This window comes from Alteribacillus sp. HJP-4 (assembly GCF_042139015.1).
Classification (GTDB): domain Bacteria; phylum Bacillota; class Bacilli; order Bacillales; family Marinococcaceae; genus JBHIKY01.
On sequence record NZ_JBHIKY010000021.1, the window covers coordinates 41,739 to 62,713 of the forward strand.

Annotated in this window: 24 protein-coding genes; 13 read left to right on the forward strand and 11 right to left on the reverse strand. The window is 43.6% G+C overall.

Translation table 11 applies throughout. The features are described 5' to 3' along the window. Positions 1-196 precede the first annotated feature (196 nt). On the forward strand, positions 197-736 hold the full coding sequence (locus tag ACE4RR_RS16525) for a DUF3267 domain-containing protein (protein ID WP_375536545.1): 540 nt from the start codon (positions 197-199) through the stop codon (positions 734-736). Positions 737-765: 29 nt separating this feature from the next. On the opposite strand, the gene ACE4RR_RS16530 is transcribed toward ACE4RR_RS16525, so the two are convergent. Next, entirely contained in the window at positions 766-1,467 is a 702-nt protein-coding gene (locus tag ACE4RR_RS16530; RefSeq protein ID WP_375536546.1) for a DUF421 domain-containing protein, read from the reverse strand. Between the two features lie 230 nt (positions 1,468-1,697). Here ACE4RR_RS16530 and ACE4RR_RS16535 point away from each other — a divergent pair, with 230 nt between their 5' ends. Then, positions 1,698-2,150 (forward strand): GNAT family N-acetyltransferase, encoded by a 453-nt coding sequence (locus ACE4RR_RS16535; protein ID WP_375536547.1) that lies wholly within the window; start codon positions 1,698-1,700, stop codon positions 2,148-2,150. A gap of 178 nt (positions 2,151-2,328) precedes the next feature. Beyond that, positions 2,329-2,751 (forward strand): SRPBCC family protein, encoded by a 423-nt coding sequence (locus tag ACE4RR_RS16540; protein WP_375536574.1) that lies wholly within the window; start codon positions 2,329-2,331, stop codon positions 2,749-2,751. 358 nt (positions 2,752-3,109) lie between these two features. Here the strand turns inward: ACE4RR_RS16540 and ACE4RR_RS16545 are convergent, their stop codons facing one another. The 4 genes from ACE4RR_RS16545 to ACE4RR_RS16560 are packed head-to-tail and all read right to left on the reverse strand — an operon-like array spanning position 3,110 to position 6,454. Further along, positions 3,110-4,648, reverse strand: coding sequence for a glycoside hydrolase family 32 protein (locus ACE4RR_RS16545; protein WP_375536548.1), 1,539 nt, complete (start codon positions 4,646-4,648; stop codon positions 3,110-3,112). A 22-nt stretch (positions 4,649-4,670) separates the two neighbouring features. Further along, the gene (locus ACE4RR_RS16550; protein ID WP_375536549.1) at positions 4,671-5,498 is read right to left on the reverse strand and encodes a carbohydrate ABC transporter permease; all 828 of its coding nucleotides are present in this window, start codon (positions 5,496-5,498) and stop codon (positions 4,671-4,673) included. Then, the gene (locus tag ACE4RR_RS16555; RefSeq protein WP_375536575.1) at positions 5,498-6,265 is read right to left on the reverse strand and encodes a carbohydrate ABC transporter permease; all 768 of its coding nucleotides are present in this window, start codon (positions 6,263-6,265) and stop codon (positions 5,498-5,500) included. The genes ACE4RR_RS16550 and ACE4RR_RS16555 overlap by 1 nt, the downstream gene beginning before the upstream one ends. A 24-nt stretch (positions 6,266-6,289) precedes the next feature. Further along, positions 6,290-6,454 (reverse strand): hypothetical protein, encoded by a 165-nt coding sequence (locus tag ACE4RR_RS16560; RefSeq protein WP_375536550.1) that lies wholly within the window; start codon positions 6,452-6,454, stop codon positions 6,290-6,292. A 258-nt stretch (positions 6,455-6,712) separates the two neighbouring features. On the opposite strand from ACE4RR_RS16560, the gene ACE4RR_RS16565 reads away from it, so the two are divergent. Further along, a complete protein-coding gene (locus tag ACE4RR_RS16565; RefSeq protein WP_375536551.1) occupies positions 6,713-7,705 on the forward strand; it encodes a LacI family DNA-binding transcriptional regulator in 993 nt (330 codons plus the stop codon). Between the two features lie 338 nt (positions 7,706-8,043). On the opposite strand, the gene ACE4RR_RS16570 is transcribed toward ACE4RR_RS16565, so the two are convergent. The 3 genes from ACE4RR_RS16570 to ACE4RR_RS16580 all read right to left on the reverse strand — a co-directional run bounded on the left by ACE4RR_RS16570 (position 8,044) and on the right by ACE4RR_RS16580 (position 10,100). Next, the gene (locus tag ACE4RR_RS16570) at positions 8,044-9,021 is read right to left on the reverse strand and encodes a phosphotransferase family protein (protein WP_375536552.1); all 978 of its coding nucleotides are present in this window, start codon (positions 9,019-9,021) and stop codon (positions 8,044-8,046) included. Beyond that, positions 9,014-9,331: a CD3324 family protein gene (locus tag ACE4RR_RS16575; protein WP_375536553.1), complete on the reverse strand. Its 318-nt coding sequence runs from the start codon at positions 9,329-9,331 to the stop codon at positions 9,014-9,016. The genes ACE4RR_RS16570 and ACE4RR_RS16575 overlap by 8 nt, the downstream gene beginning before the upstream one ends. Before the next feature lie 628 nt (positions 9,332-9,959). Then, entirely contained in the window at positions 9,960-10,100 is a 141-nt protein-coding gene (locus tag ACE4RR_RS16580; RefSeq protein ID WP_375536554.1) for a hypothetical protein, read from the reverse strand. 216 nt (positions 10,101-10,316) lie between these two features. Between ACE4RR_RS16580 and ACE4RR_RS16585 the strand changes: the two genes are divergently transcribed. From ACE4RR_RS16585 to ppsA, 4 genes are all read left to right on the forward strand, one after another. Further along, positions 10,317-10,640: an ArsR/SmtB family transcription factor gene (locus ACE4RR_RS16585; protein ID WP_375536555.1), complete on the forward strand. Its 324-nt coding sequence runs from the start codon at positions 10,317-10,319 to the stop codon at positions 10,638-10,640. Between the two features lie 30 nt (positions 10,641-10,670). Beyond that, positions 10,671-11,204, forward strand: coding sequence for an SRPBCC family protein (locus ACE4RR_RS16590; RefSeq protein ID WP_375536556.1), 534 nt, complete (start codon positions 10,671-10,673; stop codon positions 11,202-11,204). Between the two features lie 223 nt (positions 11,205-11,427). After that, positions 11,428-12,459 carry a serine hydrolase domain-containing protein gene (locus ACE4RR_RS16595; RefSeq protein ID WP_375536557.1) on the forward strand — a complete coding sequence of 344 codons (1,032 nt, stop codon included), beginning with the start codon at positions 11,428-11,430 and terminating at the stop codon, positions 12,457-12,459. Positions 12,460-12,494: 35 nt separating this feature from the next. Next, positions 12,495-15,131: a phosphoenolpyruvate synthase gene (ppsA, locus tag ACE4RR_RS16600; protein WP_375536558.1), complete on the forward strand. Its 2,637-nt coding sequence runs from the start codon at positions 12,495-12,497 to the stop codon at positions 15,129-15,131. A gap of 34 nt (positions 15,132-15,165) precedes the next feature. Here ppsA and rpiB read toward each other — a convergent pair whose 3' ends face one another. Then, positions 15,166-15,612, reverse strand: coding sequence for a ribose 5-phosphate isomerase B (gene rpiB / locus ACE4RR_RS16605; RefSeq protein ID WP_375536559.1), 447 nt, complete (start codon positions 15,610-15,612; stop codon positions 15,166-15,168). A gap of 425 nt (positions 15,613-16,037) precedes the next feature. Between rpiB and ACE4RR_RS16610 the strand changes: the two genes are divergently transcribed. The 3 genes from ACE4RR_RS16610 (at position 16,038) to ACE4RR_RS16620 (ending at position 17,457) form a co-directional block, all read left to right on the forward strand. Continuing rightward, entirely contained in the window at positions 16,038-16,454 is a 417-nt protein-coding gene (locus tag ACE4RR_RS16610) for a hypothetical protein (RefSeq protein ID WP_375536560.1), read from the forward strand. Positions 16,455-16,473: 19 nt separating this feature from the next. Beyond that, entirely contained in the window at positions 16,474-17,091 is a 618-nt protein-coding gene (locus ACE4RR_RS16615) for a hypothetical protein (RefSeq protein ID WP_375536561.1), read from the forward strand. A 219-nt stretch (positions 17,092-17,310) separates the two neighbouring features. Then, positions 17,311-17,457: a hypothetical protein gene (locus tag ACE4RR_RS16620; RefSeq protein ID WP_375536562.1), complete on the forward strand. Its 147-nt coding sequence runs from the start codon at positions 17,311-17,313 to the stop codon at positions 17,455-17,457. Positions 17,458-17,473: 16 nt separating this feature from the next. Here ACE4RR_RS16620 and hpaB read toward each other — a convergent pair whose 3' ends face one another. After that, the gene (gene hpaB / locus ACE4RR_RS16625; RefSeq protein WP_375536563.1) at positions 17,474-18,919 is read right to left on the reverse strand and encodes a 4-hydroxyphenylacetate 3-monooxygenase, oxygenase component; all 1,446 of its coding nucleotides are present in this window, start codon (positions 18,917-18,919) and stop codon (positions 17,474-17,476) included. A gap of 189 nt (positions 18,920-19,108) precedes the next feature. Between hpaB and ACE4RR_RS16630 the strand changes: the two genes are divergently transcribed. Continuing rightward, positions 19,109-19,657, forward strand: a complete 549-nt coding sequence (locus ACE4RR_RS16630) for a GNAT family N-acetyltransferase (protein ID WP_375536564.1) — start codon at positions 19,109-19,111, stop codon at positions 19,655-19,657. 80 nt (positions 19,658-19,737) lie between these two features. Continuing rightward, positions 19,738-20,091 (forward strand): avidin-fold protein, encoded by a 354-nt coding sequence (locus ACE4RR_RS16635; RefSeq protein ID WP_375536565.1) that lies wholly within the window; start codon positions 19,738-19,740, stop codon positions 20,089-20,091. A 40-nt stretch (positions 20,092-20,131) separates the two neighbouring features. On the opposite strand, the gene ACE4RR_RS16640 is transcribed toward ACE4RR_RS16635, so the two are convergent. After that, positions 20,132-20,926: a LysM peptidoglycan-binding domain-containing protein gene (locus tag ACE4RR_RS16640; RefSeq protein ID WP_375536566.1), complete on the reverse strand. Its 795-nt coding sequence runs from the start codon at positions 20,924-20,926 to the stop codon at positions 20,132-20,134. Positions 20,927-20,975 lie beyond the last annotated feature (49 nt).

Sequence of the window (20,975 nt, forward strand, 5' to 3'; positions counted from 1 at the left end):
TCTTTTCTGCTAAAAAACTCTTAGATTAAAATACTAAAGTCCATTGTCGAAAGCAGGATCATCCGGTGGTACAATCGTTGTTGAAAGGACACCGGCAGAAGTACCTGAAAATATTTACTCGTATACGAGACGAAATCTATAAATTAATAGTATAATGAAAAAAATAAAATTTGCAGGTAAAAGATGGGAGGAAAAGATGGAGAAAATAAATAATGAGACGGTTGTTTCCATTTCTATGATTAAGCTTCAGGCTAGTTTATTTATCAGCACCGTTATTATGATGTTCGGAGTTCTATTTTTGCATTCATTTATGTATGGGGAATCCACGATTACTTTCACTTTTTCCGGTCTTCTACTATTTTTATTAGCAATGGTGATACTGGTTTGTGTTCATGAAGCTATCCATCTGCTAGGTTTTCGCTATATAGGCGGTGTGCCCTGGAAGGAGCTTGACTGGGGGGTAAATTTGAAATTAGGCGCAGCCTATGCCCATTCGAAAAAAATCATCACTGTGGCTCAGATGAAAAAAGTACTGCTGCTGCCACTGCTTCCCACCGGATTATTGCCGCTAGCTGTCGGTCTTGCCTTCAATCTTCCCGTTATTTCCATTTTAGGAGTACTTTTAACAGCGGGATGTGCTGGAGATCTGGTGTTGTATAGAAAAATGCATTCCTTTTCAAATAAAGCCTTCGTGCTGGATCATCCGACCAAGCCGCAATTTACGGTTTACGAATAATCGATTTCTACCAGTATTTTTTAGTAGGGTTATTGATATAAACAAATATGAATATTCTCGTTATGATCGATGGTCGCTAGCAGAATATCCTGGAGAGGCACATTCTTTATATTCGCCTGGTCATACAGCCATGCCAAATCCCGTCCAAGCAGCTCAAGCTCCCGCTGATTAATTTTTCCCTCTCTGATAATAACGCGCGGCATATCAAACGGTTGTACCGTCAGGCCCATATCGGCTGGTGTAAGAGGCTGATACTTGGGGTCTAAAAATATTGAAATCGTGCCTCCCGGTTCCCAGAACGCTTTTGCGACCTTTTTTATATCATCGACTTTTTCCTTTCTCAGCTCTGCTAACAGGCTATCCAGGGTAATTCTCGCTTTTTTTAAATGCCTGTATTGAATCATCCCGTTATCAATCAAGGTGAGCGGAGAAGGCTCGAATAATATTGTGAGCATCCTCCATTTTAACGAAAGTAAAACTCCGCCGAGGTACATGGAAGTTAATACACTTATTGTCACAAATGCCCCGGTTAATCCCAAACTTTCATCCGACAAAGGGTGGGCCATGATATTGCCAATGACTAACGCCATCACAAAATCGAGAAAGCGCAGCTGGGAAATAGAACGCTGCCCCATCACTTTGGCGATAGTAACTAAAAATAAAAAGCCAACGGCAGCACGAAGCGCCCATTCGAAGATATTCAGCGAATCCTGGTTGCTTAAAAAATCCACCTTATTGATCCCTGCCTTCCCTTTTACCCACAAAGCTCAGCCATTTTCATTTTCCTATTTTTACCTGACGACCAACAATTATGTACTAATTTTTCCTTATTTATGTGGGAAATGTGTGCAAAAAGGGTATAAGTAATCTAAAGTAGTAAAAAAGCATCGGGTGATCTATTATTTGTTTACAGTACGTAAAAACCTACGATGGATGAAAAAATGAATGGGAGTCGATCATTATGAATATTCGCGAATTGCAGGCTGATGAAGCAGCACCAATGGAATTGCTGCTGCTGGCTGATCCTTCAGAAAGACTTGTTGACGACTATATCAGCCGTGGTGAAATCTTTGTTGCGGAGGATGACGGGAGGCTTATCGGAGTTTATGTCCTGCTGCCGACGAGACCCGGCACAGTAGAAGTGATTAATGTTGCAGTAGTGGAGCACCTTCATGGGAAGGGAATCGGGAAGTCCTTAGTAAAGCATGCTGTGTATTCAGCAAAGGAAAGAGGATACACGAGAATTGACATCGGAACCGGTAATTCCAGCATTGGACAGCTGGCTCTTTATCAAAAATGTGGATTTCGAATCACAGGGGTAGATAAGGATTTCTTTGTTAAATATTATGATAAAGAAATATTTGAAGATGGGATTCAAGTGAGGGACATGATTCGTTTATCCAGAGATTTATAAAGTGTGATTGGACGCAATTCTTAATTAATGAATTGCGTTTTTTTCAATATTGCACATATGGACGGAAGCCGACTTTTAGAGGGAGTTCGTGTACTAATGAATAAACAGACAGAGAAATTGCATGAAAGAAAGGCGAAGACTTAAAGAGAAAATAGTAAAAAAGGAGGGCATCCTTGTGATGTATAATCTGACGAAAATGAAAATAAACAAGTCCGTTCATGAAGTGTTTGAAGCTTTTGTTGATCCCGAAAAAATTGGTCACTTTTGGTTCTCCTCCAGCTCAGAGCGCTGGGAGCAGGGCAAAAAAATCACGTTGATATATGAAGAATATAATGCAGAAGGACAAATTGATATCGTAGAAATCGAAAAGGACAGAAAGATTGTTTTCGAAGATGACGGAGGACATCGAGTAACGATGGCGCTCGAAGAACTGGACACTGCTCGTACCATTATTGAAGTGAAGGAGGAGGGCTTTGATGTAAAGGATGAAGAGGTTGTCAATCAATTAATTGATAATAAAGAGGGCTGGGTGTATATGCTGACCTGTCTAAAGGGGTATTTGGAATACGGTGCCGATTTACGGGCGGCATTAGTGAAATAAGTACTGGATAGAATATTATATTTAATGAGGAACTGCAGGGCAGAGGGACATTCTTCTGGTAGTCGATTCCTCCATAAAGCAAACGGCAGTCTGCTGCCATTTTCTCCGAACACTGGATCCGCTATTTGCTCCAAAACCCTGTTTTTTTCGAGTCTGCCGTACATGTGTTCCGTTATTGGCCAAATAGAAAGCCAGATTCCCCTTCATGCAGGCAAATAGCGTATCTGATGTCCGCCAACCCTTAGAAAACAGCACATTTTAATTAAATAACGGATCTCTTGTCAGCATCCAGCCCACGGACTAATTTTTCGGAAACAATTACAAAAAGAACAGAACTTCCATCTATTCCCAATATGAATTAGTTAGAATGACTCTCAGGCAGACTGCTGTTAATACTTTTTGATAACGTCCATTTTTCGACATGCTGAAGTTCAATGTCCCCGTCAGCAAAAAAGGCGATTCCTGTGGAAGCTTCTTTTGGATAGATGCGGGCGCTCATCACTTTTTCCCCGTGCTGCATAAATATTTCAACCGACGATTTGTCTATGAAGATGTGAAAGTGAAGGAGGCCGTGTTTATTAGATAAAGTCGTCGTTCTTGTGCCTGTTGGTCCCTCGCCGGAATAACTGCGGTCGAGAGTGACTTTTTTCTCGAGATTATGAAAAAGAAGGGTGGTTTTCTCTTGTAATTGTTCATCTGCGCAAAAATGGATGCCGCAGCTTGAGGCTTTTTTCGGGTCGATTGTGACCTTCATTTCGATACAGTTCCCGTTCACACCAGGAAGGGTGTTGCGCTCGCCATTTATGAGAATATGTTTGTATTCAACTTTGCTGCCGCGCAGCTGATCGAGCTCGGGAAGAGGGAGAATGCTCCATTTATCATTATCAAATGATAGGACTCTTGGAAGGCTCATCGCGCCTGCCCAGAGCTCTTTTCTTTCCGGCATGTCACTTTCCCACATTGTCATCCAGCCAATAACGATTCTTCTTCCGGAACGATCCACGGTCGTCTGGGGAGCGTAAAAGTCGAAACCGTGATCGAGCGGATAAAAATGATCAAAATCAAATGTCCCTTTTCTGAGGTCTAAACTTCCCGGTGCATACACTGCTTGATGAAGGTTTTGGTAATTGTCTCCTTCCGGATTAACTCCCTGCGGTGACATAACAAGCACGTCCTGTCCATCTAAATGGAAGAGATCTGGGCACTCCCACATGTAACCCATGTTTCCCCGTCCTCTCGCTGCTACGCTGATAAATTCCCACGACAGTAAATCAGTGGAGCGGTATAGAAGAGCCTGGCCGATATTGTCCTTGGTTTTAGAACCGAGGATGGCGTAATAATAGCCGTCTTTCTGCCATACTTTCGGGTCGCGAAAATGGTATGGGTGTATGTCAGCATTAGTCGGAGCACTAGCGATGACCGGGTTATCGGAGAGCTTAGAAAAATGAATACCGTCTGTGCTCACCGCTAAGCATTGGGTCTGCTCAAGGTCCTTATCGGGATCCGGGCCGGTCCAGACATTCCCGGTGTACATGAGATAAAGCTTATTTTCGATACTAATTGCACTTCCAGAAAAGCAGCCGTCTTTATCATACTCTTCACTTGGTGCCAAGGCAGGAGGGAGATGTTCCCAATGCACAAGGTCACTGCTTTTTACATGCCCCCAGTGCATGTCATTCCATTCTGTAGAGTAAGGGTGAAATTGATAGAATAAATGATATTCATCCTGAAACAAAGAGAATCCATTCGGGTCATTGATCCAGGAGACCGGAGCGGTGATATGATATTGCAGTCGCCACGTTTCTTTTTTCTTTTCGTGCTGCAGCTTTACTATGCCATTTACAGAAGCATCGATTCGCTGCTGATGAGTCTTTTTTTTACCCTTTGTTGGTGACACTTTCACGATCGCTCCTATTCTATTATTTGACGGCCCCTTCGGATACGCCTTTGATAATTTGTTTTTGTGCAAAAAAGTAACCAATAATAACAGGTATAACGGCGATGGTCAGCCCTGCAAGCGCCAGGTGCCACTGCGTCGTGTACTGGCCAAAGAAATAGAACATCTTCAATGGAATAGTAGCATTATCCTGACCGAGCATAAGGGAGGGCAGGAGGTAGTCGTTCCAAATCCAGATTACATTCAAAATCGCAATCGTCACTGTAATAGGCTTAAGCAGCGGGAAGATGACGAACCAAAACATTTGAAAACGATTGGCCCCGTCGATGGTGGCCGCTTCGTCAAGCGACACCGGAATGCTGCTTAATGCTCCGTGATACAGAAAAATCGCCAGGCTGCACCCAAAACCGAGATACATAAAGATTAGACCGGCCCCGTTCATCATATTTACCTGGCCGAACATCGTCGTCAATGGAATCATAACAGCCTGAAAAGGTACCAGCATCGCAGCCACAAAAACGAAAAGAAGTGTTGTGCTTAAACGGCTCTTGTTACGGGCGAGTGCATAAGCGGCCATCGAGGAGAATATCACAATTATAGCAATACTGACGCTTGTAATCATTACGGAATTGAACAATGATTTTAGAAATTCAAGCTCCTGGAACGCGACAACGAAATTGCTCCACACAAGCGAGTCCGGAAGCGCCATTACATTTGCGAAAATACCATCCGGTGTTTTAAAGGCATTCGTCAGCATTAAGTAAAAGGGAATCAACCAAATGATACCGAGGCCGATGCCGAGAATTTCAAGCGGCAGCTTCCGCTGTTTTGGTTCATTTGCTGTTTTCATTACATTTCAACCTCCCGGCGCTTGTTGTAATAAACCTGAGCCATCGCAATTGCGGTTACGATAATGAAAAAGATTACGGCTTTTCCTTGTGCATAGGCCATGTCGTTATCGACAAAGGCAGTGCGGACGATATCCATCGCAAGCATTTGCGTGGAGTCAAACGGACCGCCATTTGTAAGCGACAAGTTCTGATCGTAAATTTTAAATCCGGTTGAAAGCGTGAGGAACATGCTGACGGTAAATGCTGGCGCAAGCAGTGGAAATAAAATATTTTTGAAGCGCTGCACGGATCCCGCCCCGTCAATTTTTGCAGCCTCTATCAGCTCACCGGGAATGCTCTGCAGATAAGCAATATAAATTATCATAATGTAACCGGACATCTGCCAGGCGGTCAGTATAACGAGACCCCAAAAGCCGGTCGAAGTCGTCGACAACCATCCCTGCATGCTTTCTATCTCGAGGCGGGTGCCGATTTCACTGAAGACATTGACGAAAATAAACTGCCAGATAAAACCCAGAATCAGCCCGCCGATCAGGTTCGGCATGAAAAACACCGTGCGGAGCAGATTACTGCTCTTCAGGCTGCGTGTCACAAGCAGCGCAAGAGCGAGTCCGAAAATGTTCAGTACTATGACCGTGGCAATCGCAAATAACACAGTGAACCAAAATGCGTTTCGAAACTCTCCGTCCTGGAAAAACAGATTAGTCCGCAAAAGAGATGAGAAGGAGGAACACCATGCATAACCGCGAGGGACGGGTACACCCAGTTGCCCTGTTGAATGATGGCTGCCTTACCCTGGCTGCCTGGCCAGTTCTTCAAATTGATCATTTATTTCTACTTTTCCGCTCATGATTTCTACTTCGGTCCGATCGTCATTTGAACCAAAGGATTCAAAGGAGCAACTCGCCAGTCCAATGCTTGAAAAGGTTAATAATACGAGGGCAGTCTTTTTCACGGCATACACTCCCTTTAGTTCCGTATATTGTAAATGCTTACAGTTTGCATTATACTTTAACCAAAATATATGTCAAACGTTTTCTTATTTTTAAAGAATAGTTTGAAATGTTATATAAAAAACAATTATTAAACGTTGATAATATAGGATTTTAAAGATGTAATTGTATGAAAATAAATATGGTAACGTTATTACAATACAACGCTTTCATAATAGGTTACAATAGAAAAAAAGACATATTTGGAAGGACGTTTGTGGATGGCTAGTATAAAAGACGTAGCTAGGCTCTCCGGGGTATCAGTTACGACCGTGTCCCGGGTCATGAATAACAGAGGATATATAGGAAAAGAAACGAGGCAGAGGGTAGAGGATGCGATGAATCAGCTGGATTATCAGCCGAATCAAATAGCACGATCCCTGCAGCGGAGCCAGTCAAACCTCATCGGAGTTATCGTTCCGGATCTGGCACATCCGTTTTTTTCAGAGCTTATCAACAGTATTGAGGCTTATGCGAGTGAAAGAGAATATAAAATCGTCATTTGTAATTCCCTTCAGGATGCGGAAAAAGAAGAAAACTATATGAGAATGCTTCGTCAGAACAGAGCAGATGGAGTTATCACATGCAGTCATACATTAGCCACCAGCAACTATGAGCATGAAAACATGCCGGTGATTTCTTTTGACCGGATTATTTCGTCTTCGATTCCCTATGTAGCAAGTGATAACTACCGGGGCGGAGAACTTGCTGCTGTCCATTTAATGGAAAAAGGATGCAAAAATGTATTGCATATCTCCGGACCGCTGAAGTACGATCTTCTTGCGAATCGGAGAAAGGATGCTTTTGAACTAACGTCAATGAAAGCAGGAGCAGCTGTCGAGAGCATAGAAGGAGCTTACGTACAAGCAACATTCAAAGACAATTATCAGTTTATAGAGGAGAAAGCAGCTCCTGTGTTATCGGATTATGACGGTATTTTTTGCAGTAACGATATATTGGCATACGCCCTCTATATGTTCTGCTATAATCACGGAATCGGCGTTCCGGAAGAGCTGAAGATTATCGGGTATGATAACCACAGCTTCACAAGAATGCTTCAATTTCCGAAGCTCACGACCATTCACCAGCCAATTGATCAACTAGGAGAAGCCCTTGCATATTCGTTAATTAATCAAATTGAAAAGAAATCTCCCGGTAACCATGTGCAGAACATTATGCTTGACGTGAATCTTGTAAAAGGAAATACAACATAAGATTCGAATATTAAGTGACCGGCAGACTGCTGCCATTATCTCCGGACACTGGATCCGCTATTTGCTCCAACGAGCCTGCCGGACATGTGTTCCATTATTGGCCAAATAGAAAGCCAGATTACTCTCCATACAGGCAAATAGCGTACCTGAATGTCAGCCAACCCTTAGAAATCAGCACATTTTGATAAAATAACGGTTCCAGTGTTCGCTCGTCTCAGGGAAACCAGGGCGCTCCTCTTACCGTCCGATGAAAAATGACTTTGCTATTATGGCCGGCGGCTCCTTCATACCACACAAATAACCTGCTGCGGCATATTGTCCGAGCAGGTTATTTTTATTCAATTTCCCAGTCCGCCAAACAGTTCTTCTGCCAGTTCATCTAATGATGCGATGTCACGAAGCGGAAACTGCTTTGATATCGGTTCAAAGACGTCTATCGTGAGGTGACGGGTCAAGCCGATTGCCTGACGATAAAAGGCGAGCCCAAGCGCCTGTTTCGGGAAGTTACTTCCAATCTGCCAGCTGCTCGCTTCAAGGAAAATTTTTAGTAGTTCCTTGTTACAGTCAAATAGGTCACGATAAATCTGGATAATTTCGTAGTGGCGGTCGTTTACCATCGCGTCCCCCCAGTCAATGATACCGGCGAGACGGCCCTTATCCACAAATACGTGCAGGCCTACAATGTCTGAGTGAACGAACGCCGGCTCAAAAGAGTCGAGTGTGCCGAGAAAATCGTCGATTTGGTCGGCCAGGTGCGGAGGAAGCGAGCTTTGTTTTGCGGCGGCGGAAACATTTAAGTTTTGCCAATGAGCAAGTGCCGCGATGTCTGGCGAGGGCTGAAGCTGATGCACCCGGCGCAGCTGACGTCCGAGGTCAGCTGTTATTTGAATACGCTCCGCCTCTGACAGAGCATCGTCCTTCCAGTTTACTCCTGGCATCCTCGTTGTAATCAGGCAGGGCCAGGACTCCTCTGCTCCGCAGAATAGCTCTCCTTCTGCGATAAGGCGAGGAGCAGCGATCTCTGAATCGGTCGCGAGCAGTTTATGAGCTGCTCGTTCGGAGGCGAAGCTCTCACGCCATGCACGAACATAGCCAAACAGCTTTACGACCACATCCCCGCAGATAAAAGCAGGGAAGGTGCCTCCGATACCTGCAATTATTTCTCTGCCGGAGAGCCCGTGATGTTTCAGAATCTTTTCAACAAAAAAATTCCAGAAGTTCTCGTCATGAAGCAGCATGCTGTAATCGCTATCTGTGTTAAAGGAAGATAGGGCGAGTGAGGACCTGCGTTGTTCTGAATTTTCAAAATCACTCATGTGAAATACTCCTTCGCCGGTTATCCTCCGGCTCGCTTTCCACTTCCCGTGTTTTATAAATAATCTTACGGATACTTTCCATTGACAAATTATATTTCTGTTCTAATTCCTCAATGGACCAGCCTTTCTTATAAAGCTGATAGATTTCTACGTTTCTTTCAGCAATAAATTGACGGGTGCCGTTTCGTTCTCCCCATCGGGCACGCTGGTTTTCCTTTTTAGGAATATAAATGAGCTCACCCTGAATGTATTTCTGAAGCTCCTTCAGCAGGCTATGGGGAAACACCTCTTTTCCATTTTTGTATTGCAACGTTAACGTCCTCCTTTGTATGGTGTCCGAGGTGATACGCAGTAACAAATTTCATAGGATAACGTCTCCTTTCGTTCAATTTTTAAAGTAAGTCTTACAGTGTGAAGTAAGACTTTCTCTTTGTTATAGTATAATCTTGGATTTTGTTTATGAAAAGAAAATTTCTGCCTGCATAGTAAATGAGGCCGCCACAGCGGCCTCAATCTGTAAGGTTTCCGCTTAAGCGGAAACCACCTCTTTGAATGGAATGATAATAATCAGCCTCCTTTCTGAAGATTCTGTCGGTCCGACACCTTTATTAACTCATGAAACCAGCCGGGTGAACAAGTGAAAAAACAATTATATCTATTTTGTACCAGTAAAAAACACCAGCCTTAACTATCTAGGCTGGTGTTTTCACTTTATTTTTTTCAGCATCTTTTTCGTTTCGCGGCAGTTGTTTTTTCTTCTTTTTATTCTTTTTGATCCATCTATAATTTGAGGCTTCTTTTTCGAATTCTTTCATGCGCCGGTGAACTGCGGATTTATCTGGTATAAACATGTGCAGCACAACTTTCTTAAAGAGATAACTCTCTTTTAATGAGGGGGCAGAGCTGCTGCGCCGACTCAGCTGTCCATGAAAGTGTGCCTAATAGACCCTTTTTACAGGCTGAAAGGCTTCTTTTACAGACACTGAAGAAGCGGCAGCTGCCCCTGATTTACTCAGTAAAGCGGTTTGTTCTTTGATTAATGTAAAGGTTAATGCCTCAGTATTTATGAACGCAATCATATCAATCAGCCTCCTCTCAATAAATTTTATCGGACCGACACATACATTAACTCATGAAGCTGCCTGCCCGGACAATAGAAAGAATAATTATATTTATTTTGTACCAGAGCAAGGCTGTTTCTCAGTCACGCTTTACCTTTTTCATTAGCAATATAAATATTCCTTGACAGAAATATTCCTTTAGAGTTATATTATAAATGGAAGGAGAAAGGAATAATGCACGCTACTATTACGACAACCTTAAGTGCTCTTGCTGAGACGAACCGCCTGCACATTGTAGAGCTTTTGCGTGAAGGTCCCCTCACGGTTGGGGAGATCACAGACCGGCTCGGGCTTCTTCAGCCGCAGACGTCTAAGCATTTAAAGGTACTAAGTGAAGCAGGACTTGTAGAGGTAAAGGCATCGGCAAATAAGCGGATTTATCAGCTGAAACAGCAGCCATTTCAAGATCTTGATGAGTGGCTCGGGTCCTTCCATCGTGTTTGGCAGGAAAGATTTAATCGTCTCGATGAGTACTTGCAGAAACAGCAGAAAAAGTAAGACAAAAAATTTTCTTGGGAGGCATGAAAAATGGCGGAAAACAATAATTCCAACCGTATGACTTCGAAGGTAGATGGACGTACACTTATCTTAGAAAGGGTTTTTGACGCACCGCGTAATTTAGTTTTTTCTGCTTATTCTACTTCAGAAAATCTAGCTGCCTGGTGGGGTCCTGAAGGCTGGGAAACGAAAAATCACCGATTTGAGTTTGTGCCGGGCGGCGTCTGGCACTATTGCATGCGTTGTATCGATAAAGACCAGGGAGAGTATTACGGGCAGGAGTCATGCGGGAAAGCCGTTTTTCACGAAATTACTGCCCCTGAGAAAATCGTTTATACAGATTACTTTTCAGACGCGGACGGAAATGCCGTTGAAGGAATGCCGGAGATGGTGGTGACGGTTGAATTTGAAGAACAGGGTGGAAAAACGAACCTCATTTCGAAATGTGAATTCAGTTCCATTGAGAATCTTCAAAAAGTTGTCGAAATGGGAGCAAAAGAGGGCTTCAACTCGCAGCTTAATAAGCTGGATGATTTCTTAAAAGAGCATCAGCTGCGCAGCTGAATTTGACGTATAAGAAAAATTATATAAACTCATAGGTAACAAATAATCCAGACTGATTCAGTAGAATCGTCTGGATTTTACTATAAACAAAATACTTTTATCCCAGAAAAATGAGAAAAGGATTCCAGAGAAAAAGCTAGAAAGTATTAATTTAAGGGAGATGTATATCTAATTTTCGACCACTCCGGTCTATAAACAACTGAGCTGCAGCGAGGTGGGAAAAGTGAAGAACAAAACTTCTAAAATAGATGCTGCTCAATTAAACAATATCATCCTCAGGGAAAATTTTTCTGGCGTCATTCACGTTAAAGAAATCAACAATACCATTTTCCAAAAAGCAAATGGCTATGCAGATCGAGTGGAAGAAAGGGAGAATATAGCCTCCACAGGCTTTGGCATCGCTTCAGGCTGTAAGATATTTACTGCCACAGCTATATGTCTCCTCGCAGAAGACGGTCTGCTTACTTTCGATACATTACTGAAGGATTGTCTGGATATACCGTTTCCATATTTTGATGAAAGAATTACAATTCATCATTTATTGTGCCACAGCTCCGGAATGCCCGACTATTTCAATGAAGAGATAATGGACGATTATGAAGAGCTCTGGAAGGAAGTTCCCATGTATCTTTTAACGAATCCTTCAGCCTTTCTGCCATTATTTCAAACGGGAAAAATGATGTTTCCTCCCGGTGAAAAATTTCACTACAACAATGCCGGTTATATAGTACTTGGATTAATTGTAGAAAAGCTGACAGGCGTGTCCCTTCACGATTATGTCGAATTAAATATATTTGAACGCTGCGGGATGGTTGATTCAGGATATTTTTCTATGGATCATCTTCCTAAAAATACAGATATAGGGTATATCGATAAAGAGGATGGTACATGGAAAACGAATATTTATTCCATTCCAATTAAAGGAGGCGCTGATGGAGGGGCTTTTGTGACAACCTCAGATATGATTAAATTCTGGGATGCCTTAATACACCAACAGCTTCTTAGTAAATTTTATACAGAGCTTCTTCTCACCCCCCACATCCAAGTGGAGGAAGAGTTGCATTATGGATACGGGGTATGGATAAACAAATTTAAAGGTAACATACAAAAATATTATGTTATCGGGTTTGATCCTGGAGTAAGATTTTACTCTGCCTATTATCCCAAATCAAAACGAAAGCTTGTTATCTCATCGAATAAAAACGATGACCTTCGTTTGATGCGGAATGCAGTGGAAAAATCTATTCCTCTGTAAACCTGAATGACTACAAAGGAAAAGAGGCGGGATCGATGCATACATTTGTGCTCTCGTTAGAGGAAATTAATCAATCAAAGCTAAAAGAAGCAGGGGGAAAAGCGCTCAACCTTGGAAAAATCACCGGGCTTTCAGAAGTCAATGTACCTCCTGGCTTCTGCGTCAAAACGAACGCCTTCCAAAAGATGATGGAGGAAAATACAGAGATTCGCAGGCTGATTGACGAGTTAGCAGACTTGAAAATAGAAGAGCTAGGGAAAATCCGCAATCTCAGCTCAGAGATCCGTTCGGCTATTGAAACGGAAGCACTTTCACCTGATATAGCAGAGGAGATCATTAGCCTCCATCTTCAGTCAGGAATAGAGCATGCCTATGCAGTGCGGTCCAGTGCCACCACCGAGGATCTGCCGCACGCTTCGTTTGCCGGACAGCAGGATACATACTTGAATGTAATTGGAAGAGAGGAGATTCTTAATCACGTTGTGAAATGCTGGGCCTCCCTTTTCACTGAAAGGGCGGTGATGTACCGAATACGAAATGGGTTCGACCACCGTCTGATATATATGTCTGTTATTGTTCAACAGATGGTTATACCGGAAGCATCGGGCATTATGTTTACAGCTGATCCGGTCACCTCTAACCGTAAGGTATTATCTATTGATGCAAGCTTCGGGCTGGGAGAAGCCCTGGTCTCCGGTATCGTTTCAGCGGACAATTACCAGGTCCGGGAGCACAAAATTAGTAATAAGAAAATTTCCACCAAGAAGACTGCGATCTGTGCCTTAAAGGAAGGAGGGACCGATGAAAAAAAGCTGGAACCGGAGTGGGAGCATAAGCAGGTGCTGACTAACGATCAGATTTTTCGGCTTGCACAGATAGGAAGAACGATAGAGACTTCTTTCGACTTCCCTCAAGATATCGAATGGTGCATAGCGGATGATACATTTTATATTTTGCAGAGCCGCCCAATTACGACTCTTTATCCGCTTCCGGCTGCAGCCGATGGCGAGCTGCGGGTGTATATGTCCATGGGCCATCAGCAGATGATGACAGCGCCAATCAAACCGCTCGGCATGTCTTTTTTTAAGATTTTATCAAAGGATTTTACTCTACAGGAGGCGGGGGGAAGGTTGTTCGTTGATTTCACCCATGATCTCGCTTCCCCGATTGGGCGCAAGCTTTTACTTAACACCTTGGGCAAAAATGAACCATTGATGAAAAATTCATTTGAAAGCTTAATCGCACGTAAGGATTTTATGAAAAGCCTGCCGCACGGGAAGAGAGTACTCAGCATGCAGACGGACGGGATATCGTTGTCCCTGTTCACTCAGGCAGTGAAAAACTACTATAAAAATGATCCTGCCATTATTCATCAGCAGATCGCTCTGAGTGAGTTATCGTTGAGCGAGTTGAAACGCCGTATTTCCCGCGTCTCAGGGGAGGAGCTCTTTGACTTTATTTTAGAAGACCATATTCGCTTAAAAAATGTACTGTATGACCCCCGAAGTCTCGGTATTATTATGGCTGGTCTATTTGCTTCCTACGAGATTAACAGCAGTATAGAAAAATGGCTCGGAGAAAAGAACGCTGCTAATACGCTGTCTCAATCGGTCCTTAACAACGTGACCTCCGAAATGGGGCTCGCTTTGTTGGATGTGGCAGATGCGGCGCGTGATTTTCCGGAGGTTCTTGCATTTTTCGAAAAGGGGGAATGGCCGTCTACAAAGAGTGATTTCTTTCGGAAGCTGTCCGAACTGAATGGCGGTCAGGCAGTCTGTGAGGCAATGGAGACATATCTAGAAAAATTCGGCATGCGCTGCAGTGGAGAAATTGATATCACAAGAACTAGGTGGTTGGAGGATCCATCTGCTCTCGTGCCAATGATGCTCAGCAACATAAAAAACTTTGAACCGGGCGCGAGTGCAGACAAAATCGAACAGGGGCGCCTGGAAGCAGAGCGGAAAGAACGGGATCTCTTAATTCGCCTCAAGAAGCTGCCCGGAGGTGCAAGAAAAGCTGCTAAAATGAAAAAAGTGATCAGTGTTCTTCGTCATTTTACCGGATATCGGGAATACCCCAAATACGCTTTTATCTCGCGTTATTTTGTATATAAGGAAAGGCTCCTTGAAGAAGCGGGTACACTCGTTGACAAAGGAATTCTACAAGAAAAAGAAGACATTTATTATCTCACCTTTGACGAACTTCGCGAGGCTGTCAGGACACATGCAGTGGACAGAAGCATAATCAGCGGGAGAAAGCAGAAATATGAAGAATACGACAAACTAAGACCGCCGCGCATTATCACATCCGAAGGGGAGTGTCTCACCGGTGAACTCAGTACAGAACACTTTCCTCAAGGGGCGGTGCCAGGTATCGCCGTTTCTTCCGGCGTTATTGAAGGCCGGGCAAGGGTAGTCTTACAAATGGAAGATGCAGACATCGAGGAGGGTGATATTCTGATTACACCCTTCACCGATCCCAGCTGGACACCACTTTTCGTCTCCATTAAAGGCTTAGTTACAGAGGTGGGCGGCCTGATGACACACGGAGCAGTAATCGCACGTGAATACGGACTGCCGGCAGTCGTCGGAGTCGAAAATGCTACCTTAAGGATAAAAGATGGCCAGCGTATTCGAGTAAATGGCAGCGATGGCTACATTGAAATACTGTAGGTAAGATTGAAAACAGAGCCCACTACAGCTCTGTTTATCTATCGTTATCCATTTCTGCAAGCATCTCCACTCTTCGCCGAAAGGCTGGATCCGTGCTGAATTCCGCTTGTAAAAAGCTATCTATTAGATCAATTGCCAGTTTATATCCAACGATTTGCGCTCCAAGAACCATAACATTGACGTTGTCGTGCTCAACGCATTGGTGGGCTGAATAAACATCATGGCAAACGGCTGAGCGTATGCCTTTCATTTTATTAGCTGCTATGCTTGCGCCTACCCCAGTTCCACAGATCAGCAATGCCTTATCCGCTTGATGTTCTGTAACCGTGGTACAAACCTTTCTGGTAATGACCGGAAAATCAATAGGTTCCTCGCTGAACGTTCCAAAATCCGTAACCTCATGACCAAGAGATTTCAGGTGCTCTACGACCGTTGCTTTTAATGGAAATCCCGCATGATCTGCTCCTACTGTTATTTTCATTTTCATCCTCTCCTTATCTACTATTTATTAACTCAGGCAGCCAGGTTGTCAATTCTGGAATTAAAATAACTAAGAGAAGTACTATACAGTTTGCAACAAAAAATGGAACAACATTTTTTATTACATTACCTATTTTCTCCTTGCTAATTGAAGTCACAATAAATAGAATAACTTCACTGAAGTGGTAAGTCTACTGATGTCTGAAGTCGTAGTTATTTTGATGTGGAGAACGAGAAAAATCAGAGTTGAACCTATAGGAATTAATTAAACAAGGGAAGCTCAGGTCTAGTTGTTTACTAGTCGCAGGCTCTCTCCAAGAAATCGAGTAGCGGCAGGCAGGGACTCCTCTAGAGAAAGCAGCTAAACCGCTGCCAATGAGACATGGTATAGTGAAGTGGAAAAAGAAGAAAAAGGAGTCGTTCTATATGCATAAAAATGATATAGATGCCATAACAATGAACACCATCCAAACAGCTAATGACTGGATTACCCAAGCAAATAAACAGAATATAAGCAACGTGCTGGAACTAACGGACCCAAATATTAAAATCGCCGGGCCGCGCGGGGAAGTGACAGGGAGCCATGTTTTAGAAGAATGGCTTAAGCGGGCCAATCTGCAGTTAACCACCCTTACTACCTATGCCAAAAAAGATCGGGTGATGCTTGAGCAGCAAGGCCGGTGGTACGGAGAGAATAATGAACTCGAGGGGGAAGCGGTTGTCTACACAGTAATCAAGGCAGCAGACGGAAAGGTGAATTATTTATCGCGTTATGACCGGAAACACGAAGCGTTTGCTGATAGTCATCTAACAGAGGAGGATTTGCATAAAGCAGCGGACTAACAGATGAATGGGGGAAAGAATGCATGACAGAGTAGACCGCAGATCGGGGAAGGTCGGCAGTAACGGGGGCAGTGTTCGGTGTCATCTTTATGGCTTTTTCGGAACGCTGTGGTCTATTACTGGATTGATGGGTCTGCTGGGCTGGGGGGCCCCTTTTTTGTCGTTTTTATTGCTTTTTCTTGGGATAGCATTTCTTGCTGGAGGAATGTCATTACTTACTCAGGCTCGAAGGCTGCCTAGTCAGCAGAGAGAGGAGGGGTATCGTCGCGGCAGACGAATCGTGCTTTGGTTTAACATCATTTTTATTGTCCAGGGACTCGCTGTCGGTACGACAATCGTAATTTGTAATACCATTGGCCGCACGGAAATGATTCCTGCGGTCATTGCCCTCATGGTCGGTATACATTTCATTCCCCTTGCTTACCTTTTTCAGGTCCGCCTCTACTACGCTACTGGAATTCTTATTTGTGGTACTGCTGTTTTATCCTTATTCCTCCCGTCCCAAATTCAATTCGGAGAACATCTGATTATCCCACAGCTTTCGATACTTGGTTTCGGAGGAGCACTTATTTTGTGGGTTACAGGTCTGCTTATCTGGAAAACTGCAAATCGATCGTTAAAAATACCCGGAAAATAGGGAACCCTATCCAGTCACGACAATGAATGTAACCTCTACCATTCAGGAGCCGTTGAATCTTTCCTCTGTCGATCAGGGTATAAATTGAATTGAAGAATTGCATGGACAGGGGAAGGCGGCATTGAAAATGTAGAAGTCAGTGTAGATGGCGGGGCAAGCTGACAGAATGTCTGCCTGGACAAGCAGCCTCTCGAGCCATACACATGGACGGCGTGGTATATGGAATGGGAGCCTTCTGAAAAAGGAGAATATACGATTCTCTCTAAGGCGTCTGATTCCGCAGGCCGCCGTCAGTCTGACAAGCCGGAGAGGAATGAAAAGGGGGTACGGGTACAACGCGGTATCCCGAATTACGGTGAAGGTTAAGTGAGGTTGATAAAGGTCAGTTATCAGCTTTGAGAAACTGGTTTTCCACTCTCTGCATAAGATCCTTGCGCTCGTATGAATGGTAAAGCATACTTTTTAATCGGACAGGATCGCCGAAGAAATAACGCTCGTAAAGTATTTGCCTTGACCCAAAGGCACTCATACTTGTATCCCACGCCAGTCGAAACAGCTTTACCCGGTCACTGGCATTGTTCCCGGCGGATGGTAAGTATTGTTTCAAATCTGTTTTAATGCCGGATTGAAAGTCTTTTTCTGCAGGAATTGTTACCATTCCGCTTGCTCCTAGAAGCTGAAGAATTTCTGTGAGTCTCGGATATAAAGAAGGAAATGTAGTAATGGCTGCCTGAAGTGGATTTCCGTCCGGAAGCATGTAGCCGTTGTGACTATATGCTCCTGCTTCTGAAGCTGTTAAAAACGCTCTCATTGTCTCAAGTGCAATAATAATGTCTGCAATTTTTTCTTGAACATGCTGATACTCGCCGGATTTTATCGTATCAACAAGTAATTGGGCAACACCCAGAATAAATTCCACTTTTACCACCTGGCGTGAAACCACCTGATGTAACGCCAGGCGGGTGTATGCTCCCTTCGTGGCTAACGCATCGGAAACTGAAATATTATCATAATAAAATACACGCTCCCACGGAACGAGGACATGATCAAATACAACCAGCGCATCGTTTTCTTCAAAACGCGCCCCCAGCGGCGAATCAAACGTCGACTCTGATTGAGTGAAGGGTTGTCTGCATATGAATTTTACCCCTTTTGTATTGCTTGGAATCGTAAACGAATAAGAATATGATTTATCAATCATGCCTCCCGTTGAATAAACGAGAAGTTCATCGGTTATACCCCCTTGCGTCGCCAAAAGCTTGGCTCCGTTAATCACAATTCCTTTCTTATTCCGTTCTATAATTTTTGCAGAGACCGTGTCCTCGGAGCTGTTAAATAGTTGGGAGGAAGAGCGGTTCACCTGCGGATTTTTAAAAGTATGGGTAAACGACCAATCCTGTTCCCGCGCCTTTTCATAAATGGCAAGCACATGATCAGGGAAACAATTTTTATTTTCTTGAAATATGGAGAGGGAAACCACTAGTGACACTAATACAGTGTTCATATAATCGGGGCTTCTCCCCATCATTCCACCATTTGTTTTTGCCCACTCCTGAATCATCAGTCGTCTCTGCCTTAAATCCTCTTTTGTTCTTGGAAGTAAGAAAGAGGTGCCGACGCTCTCGCCGGTCGAAGGAGAAGGAAAGGTCATGACCTCCTTTAGCTTTTTGTCATACTGCAGGTCATATAACGCTGCCTGGCTCTTCACAACGCCTTTAAAAGAAGCATGTTCCGATATTAGACCATTTACCTTTTCCCCATCAATCCATACCTCACTATGCAAGTGATTAATTCTCTTTATATATTCTGCCCCATTGATAGCAGCCATTTGCTTCACCTCTTTGTTACGATTGGAGATCCGCCGCTTCTTTTCTACAATATTTAATTCCTGAGAAAAGTATGCTACTAACTCATGAGAGGTTTACTATGAGAAACCATCCTTGAGTAATTTAGAATAAAAAAGAACATATACTGTGTAACTGAGGTAAGGCTTAAGCAGGGGGAGGGACAATAGAACATGATGTTTGTACCGCTCAAAACAGATGGATATTACTTTATGAAAGTGATCGATTTGTACTGCCGCCTTTTTGGAGCGGACCCGCGGGGGATAGCTTCACAAATTCGCCAGCATGCAGCGTATCCACAGTATAAGGGCTACATAGCACTCAGCGGCAAACAGACCGTCGGATATATTTACGGCTATACCTCCATGAAGGGTCAGGGTTATCATGAGCTGCTTGCTGCTCATTTACAAGAAGCAGCCGGCTGGCTGACAGACTGTATGGAAGTAGCCGAGCTTGGCGTACATCCAGGCTTTCGAAGACAGGGGACAGCCCAGAAGCTTCTTGATCTTCTGTTTGATCAGAGGCAGGAAAATAAAGCTGTATTAACCGTACGTAAAAATAACTACAACGCTTTTGCATTTTACAAAAAACGGGGCTGGGAGGTGATTCGCGAAGGCTTTTATCCTAACACGGCAAACGAATTTATCATTATGGGAAAGCATTTGAGAAAAATGACCCTCAGCTTGGAAAGTCCTAGTGTAAAGAAGGCATCCAAAGATTGATGTACAGGAGGAATTTGCATGCTATCATTATATTGAAAAAATGCAGGCTTGCAAGTAAATAAGAAAAGCTGGTGATATATATGATTAATTATGATGGCCGAACCTTTGTATCAAAGTTTAATTCGTTTAATGGAGAGGTTTCTTCCAGTACATATTTTCACTATAAACAGGAAGACAATATGCTTACAGCGGATTATTCTGGAGGGGAAATTGTTACAGGGAGAATCATCGGTCTTGTTCATGATGACGGAACCCTGGCTTTCCGCTACAATCATATTACTTCAGCGCGCGAACTCCGCGGCGGAGAATGTACCTCCACGCCGAAAATATTAAAGGATGGCCGCATCAGACTTCATGAAAACTGGAAATGGCTGGATAAAGAACAGCTTACCGGGCACTCCATCGTTGAGGAAGTCCAGAAGAAATACGTATGAAAAAGGGACCTCCAACAGCATTGGAGGTCCCTTTATTAACTTAAAAATAAACTCGAACCCGTACTAGATCCTGAATACTTCCATCGTTCGCACTTCTTGTATACACCCAGAGTTCTCCCGTGCTGGAAGTTGGCTGTCGGTCAAACGGTACTGTCGTCGAAAAATTTCCATAGATCGGACCGGCGGCATCAGCTGTCGTAAATCGTTCATTTGAAACAATTATTCCGTTATCATCACGCAGCTGATGAAGCACATTCGCTTCAAACGCACGCGCCTGCCCTTCAAGTCTTTGGCCGGAAGAAAAACGGATACCGGGATAAGGTGAACAGACAACGATATTTCTTGAAGTTGGCAGTGGGAGCAGTAAGTGGTACTCCGGCCAGATGACATCCTCCTGGTACCCCGGCCTGCCAAGATTTGCTCTTGTTATGCTGCTGAGTGGAATGGCGAATCTCCTTGAAATGGCAAAAAGCGTATCTCCAGATTGGATTCGATAAATAAACGTCGGAACTATCAACTGCTGGTCAGGAAAAATAACATTCGGATTCTGTAATTGATTGACTCCGGCTACTAAATCCACAAAGGTGCTGAACCTTGTAGAAATGCTGCTGATCGTATCGCCGCGATTGACCACATAAACTGATTCCCCTGGAATAGAAGGACTTGGAACGACGAGTACATCTCCTGGAAAGATCAGACCTGGATCAGTAACAGGATCATAAAGGTGGTTGGCCCGTTCAACCGCCTCCACGCTGCTGCCATATCTCCGTGCAATAGAATACAATGTATCCCCCGAGCGGACCTTGTAAATATAATGTTTTTCATTAACAATCACTTTACATCACTCTCCCCCTATAAGAATATGAATCTAAGTGATTCTTTAT